Below are 4999 nucleotides of genomic sequence, written 5' to 3'. Positions count from 1 at the left end.
CAGCGCAGGCGTTCTTGAAGTAACTGATACGAACAATTATTATCCATTTGGATTGAATCATATCAGTGATTTTAAAGGTCTTTTGGGTGGGTATTTAAACTACAAGTATAATGGCAAGGAGCTTCAGGAAACAGGAATGTATGACTATGGGGCAAGAATGTATATGCCGGATTTAGGAAGATGGGGAGTTGTGGATCCGCTGGCAGAAAAAATGACGAGATATAGTCCTTATAACTATGTATTTAATAATCCAATAAGGTTTATCGACCCGGATGGAAGACAAGGAAAAGACATTATTATTCTAACTGCAAATGGATCTTTTAAAGCATCAAAAGATTTAATGTATAAAACACCGGAAGGAAAAAGATTATGGAATAAATATGGTACAAGTAAGACCGACGATATTTACATAAATTCTAAAAATTTTGGATCTAATTCAAGAACTGTTGCAACAACTCTTGATGATATTAGATCTATGGGATTGATAAAAGATGGTAAAGTGAAAATTCCAGAAGGATATAAAAATGCATCAGTTTTTGATAATTTAGATGTATCTCAATCTGGAGATAAAAAAATTCATTTGATAGCTTTAAATGAAAATTATTTTAAAGAGAATAGCAGTGAAAGATATACTGTAATTAATACTGATGAAGAAGGAAATCAAAAGAGTATAGGATATAATAATTATGATCTGGCGGAAAGTATTTATCACGAAATAAAATCGCATATTGAAGATTCAACTGGTGACGCAGACGCAGACCATATAAAATATGGTACTGATTCATTCAAACTTTTAGCTCCACGTGTTGCTGGATCTCCTTCAGATGTTATTACAAACCAACTTTTGAAAGTTAGAGAAGACGATAATAAAAACAAAAAAAATGAAAAAAAGAAATAATCTCATAATACTCGTATATATAATGCTTATAGGTTTTTGTACGAATAAAATGCAAGGCCAAATTTTGGAATTTTATAAACCCATTATAGTAAGTTGTAGAGCAGGAGTACTAAATAATGAAAAGGTAGATTTAGGGATTTTTGATTATTTTAAACAGGATATTTCTAAGATGAAGTATGAGTATTTAAAATATGATTCAGACAAAGAAAGCTTATTTCAATATGATGATGTGAGTAAGTCTTATCAGAATATAATATATTTTAAATCAGAAAATTTTATATTTCAAGAAAAAATAAAATTAGGAATCTTTAATGAATTTAATTTAACTCAAGAGAATTCTAAAAAATTTATTGCTTCTTCACCGTACGGTAAATATCCATCACATAGTCAAGTGATTAAGTCTATTGAGGTTCTTCAAAAAACAAAAAAGAATCTTATCTTAAAAATAAATTACCAAGATGAATTTGAATGGAAATATTTTGGAATATTAGTTTTAACAGATTACAAATATGAAAAATTAGAAGATGATGAATAACTAAAGCTCTGCTCTTGCTTGGGTGAGCTTCTAACTTGTGTCTATAAATAAGAAAACCTTAGACTATGTAAGGCTTTTCTTTATCTAACTCTATAGAATCCTTATCAGAATAAGAATTAAAAGCTTTCCATCGTTGCCGAACAAATTTCTTTCGTGTGGCATTTTATTAATATTATCTACATTTATCAATACAAAAATCACTTAGGAAATACCAGGGTAAGTTTTGCCAAAAATAGTGCAGGTGTTCTTGAAGTAACAGATACGAACAATTATTATCCATTTGGATTAAACCACATCAGTGAGTTTAAAGGCCTTTTGGGTGGGTATTTAAATTATAAGTACAACGGGAAGGAGTTGCAGGAGACGGGGATGTATGATTATGGAGCGAGGATGTATATGTCAGATTTGGGAAGATGGGGGGTGATTGATCCTAAAAGTGAGTTATTGGAAAGTGCCTCTTCATATGTATATGCCTTAAATAGTCCTATACTCTACCTTGATAAAGATGGTGAACTTCCGATTTTAATTAATGGTAAAGTAGGAAATGATAGCGAAAGAGCAAATTCAACTTATTGGGGTACCCAAATTATAAACACAATTAAAGGTTCTGGAATACCTAACCCTGGTGGACAGTTTCATTTTGTTGATGGAGATCAAGCCTTGAATTTTAGAGGGGAGCTAAGTAACAAAAATCCTAAATATCCGCAAGATCGAAATGATGGCGGAAGGATGCAGGCTAAGAATGATTGGAATTCAATTGTCTCAAAATTAGCAAAAGATCCTAAAAGTGGTAAAATAACAGAAAAGATACAAATTTATACTCATAGTAGGGGGGCTGCGTTTGGAGAAGGTTATACGGATGAATTGTTAAAAATGATAAAAGCTAATTCAAGCAAATTTCAAGACGCAAATAATGTTATTGAATTTGTCTTGGACATGGCTCCTCATCAATCAGATTATTTGACAAGTGTAAATGGTGTATCCACTTATACTATTGATCATGCAGGTACTTATGCTGGAGATCCTTTGTCTGATAACGATAAATCAGGTGTAAAAGCTGCTTTTACAACAAAAGAAGGCGGTAATTGGGGTGGTGGTCACAGAATATCAACTTTCGCAAACGATATTACTGCATTCTCTCAGGCGTTTGTTAATGGTCAAACTAAGAAGGGGGTTATTGATGGATTTGTTAAAAGAATGAAAGATCAATATAATATAAAAGTAACAGTAAGACAATGATAAAATTTAAACAAATTTCACTGGTAATCTTAAATGTTATTATACCGGTTTTGTTGTATTTAAGTATTGTTTTTACAATATTTTTTACGTACGGTTCGGGAATGGGTAGTGAGAAATTTGTACATGATAATAATATTTATATTACATTAGGATATATATTTATTGGTATAGTACATATTTTCCTAATCCTTAAGTTAACTATATTTAAAAAATTAGTAAAAAATATTTTAATAATTACTTTGCTAGTAATATATTTAACAATAGCTTATTCAAATCTGTGTTAATATACGATCATGCTGATGTGAGCTTATAGCTCGTGCTTTTAAATAAAAAGCTCTTGCGTTATGCAAGGGCTTTGTTTAATTTAACTATAAGGAAATACAAGGGTAAGTTTTGCCAAAAACAGCGCAGGCGTTCTTGAAGTAACAGATACCAATAATTATTACCCTTTTGGATTAAACCACATTAGTGAGTTTAAAGGCCTTTTGGGTGGATATTTAAATTACAAGTACAATGGCAAGGAGTTGCAAGAGACAGGAATGTATGATTATGGAGCGAGATTTTATATGCCGGATATCGGGAGATGGGGTATGATGGATAAGATGTCTGAGAAATATAATTCAATGTCTCCTTATAACTATGCTATTAATAATCCAATCAATGTAATTGATCCTGATGGTAATGATATTTATATATTAACTTGGTTCTCTACGGATAAAAATGGAGGTGAAACAGGACATGCTGGAATAGCCGTAGATAATTACAAAACTGTTGCAAAAAAGGATAAAAATGGTAATGCTATTCTAGACAAAAATGGAAAACCCATTACAGAGCAAGTTAAAGACGGAACATTTACTTATTATGATTTATGGCCTGAAAAGCCTGTTGGACAAACACAGTTACAAGACAATGTAAAAGAGGATTATAATGGTAAAATTATAAATAGTTTGAATGATTTAATAAATACAGATGTGAGTAAAAGTGGAGAAAGAGGGAAAGTAAGTGAAAAAGGTGAAGGTCGATCTGCTGACGGTATTGTTAAAATTACAACAGATTATAACCAAGATACAAAAGCTAAAACCACACTTAGTGGTATGACTAAATCGGGTAAAGATTATAATGCCTGTAGTAATAATTGTTCTACATTTGTGCAAAATGGTATTAAATCTATCTTTCCTAGTTTTGATGCGAATCAATTAATTAAACCTTCATTTCCATTAAATCAAATGTATAATGATGCAAGAGTTGTTGCTCCAAATAATCTTTACAATGGAGCTTTAAAAATTAAAGGGGCTTCAAGTATAAAAGGTCCTAAACAAGCTCAAGCTAGACCATACTTGGAGTATTTTGGAAAATCAAATAGACCTTAACTATGAAAATAACATTGCTATACACATTCATTTTTTTCTTGCTTTTATTAATAATTTCAAAAGTCAAGAAACACCATTAATTACAGTCGTAAAATTAATTTCTGCGGAAGAACAAGTAGATTTTGATGTTGCTCGGAATTATATTAATATAAATAAAGTATATAAGGATATTCCTGAAAATAAAAGAAAAAGTACATGGGAAGAATTTGTGACTTTTAAAAAAAACTTAGGTAAGGATAAAAAGTTTACTAATTCTTTTAAATATTATGACTATAATATCCGTGAAAGTATTAATGAAAACTCTTCAAAAGTTGAATTCATGTCAACCATTCCTTCTTCTAAAATACAAAGTATCATTTATCATCTAGAACTTGAAAAAAAACATTGGATAGTTACAAGTATAGAATATATAAAAAGATTATAATCTTCCCTTGCTTTCGAACGATTGCTTCATATGGATAAGTGATAATAACAAAACCCTCTGCATTTGCAGAGGGTTTTTGTTATTTCTAGAGAAAAAGAATTTATGTGATAAGCAATTGAACTGATTATATTTGTAAAAATGAAAGTCATATCATGATGGAAAAGCTAAAAAGACCTCGCTACGCAAAGTCTTTGACTTTGAGTTAATAATGAAACAACCCCGCTCATTGAGCGGGGTTGTTATTTTATAAAATGCTTTGCAGCTTAGTTTGTTTTAGGAATGCGTCAAGGAGAGCGAAGACATGCTGTTTATCGTTCTCTTTTAGTTTTTGTATATCTAAAATTTTAGAAACAATATTTTTATCCAGTAGAATATCCGTAGAACCTACAAGATAATCGAGAGATACTTTCAGGGCTTCTACCAGCTGCGTGGCAATCTCAATAGATGGTTTTACTTCCTCACGTTCATATCTACCGATGACAGCACCGTGAACACCTACAAGTTTGCCCACTTCGTCCTGCGACTGAACCGTT

The 4999-nt window shown here is 31.2% G+C and carries 5 protein-coding genes and 1 pseudogene; 5 read left to right on the top strand and 1 reads right to left on the bottom strand.

Going from position 1 to position 4999, the window contains the following annotated elements; all coding sequences use genetic code 11:
- From BOQ64_RS22600 to BOQ64_RS22580, 5 genes and pseudogenes are all read left to right on the top strand, one after another.
- Positions 1-898 (top strand): RHS repeat-associated core domain-containing protein (locus BOQ64_RS22600; RefSeq protein WP_164975867.1); only part of this gene is annotated, 898 nt, incomplete at its 5' end.
- Positions 882-1433 (top strand): hypothetical protein, encoded by a 552-nt coding sequence (locus BOQ64_RS22595; protein ID WP_129059424.1) that lies wholly within the window; start codon positions 882-884, stop codon positions 1431-1433. The genes BOQ64_RS22600 and BOQ64_RS22595, both read left to right, overlap by 17 nt.
- Positions 1434-1586: 153 nt before the next feature.
- A complete protein-coding gene (locus BOQ64_RS22590) occupies positions 1587-2672 on the top strand; it encodes an RHS repeat domain-containing protein (RefSeq protein ID WP_228448530.1) in 1086 nt (361 codons plus the stop codon).
- A gap of 452 nt (positions 2673-3124) precedes the next feature.
- Positions 3125-4042 (top strand): annotated as a pseudogene (locus tag BOQ64_RS22585) (RHS repeat-associated core domain-containing protein); the annotation flags it as partial.
- A complete protein-coding gene (locus BOQ64_RS22580; protein WP_129059421.1) occupies positions 4020-4466 on the top strand; it encodes a hypothetical protein in 447 nt (148 codons plus the stop codon). The pseudogene BOQ64_RS22585 and the gene BOQ64_RS22580, both read left to right, overlap by 23 nt.
- Before the next feature lie 244 nt (positions 4467-4710).
- Here the strand turns inward: BOQ64_RS22580 and BOQ64_RS22575 are convergent.
- Positions 4711-4999, bottom strand: a 289-nt coding sequence (locus BOQ64_RS22575; RefSeq protein ID WP_228448529.1) for a helix-turn-helix domain-containing protein, incomplete at its 5' end; no start/stop codon positions are given.

The organism is Chryseobacterium sp. CH25 (genome assembly GCF_004119455.1).
GTDB lineage: Bacteria > Bacteroidota > Bacteroidia > Flavobacteriales > Weeksellaceae > Chryseobacterium.
The sequence above is the reverse complement of the archived record's forward strand: the minus strand, read 5'-3'. Positions and strand labels throughout refer to the sequence as shown.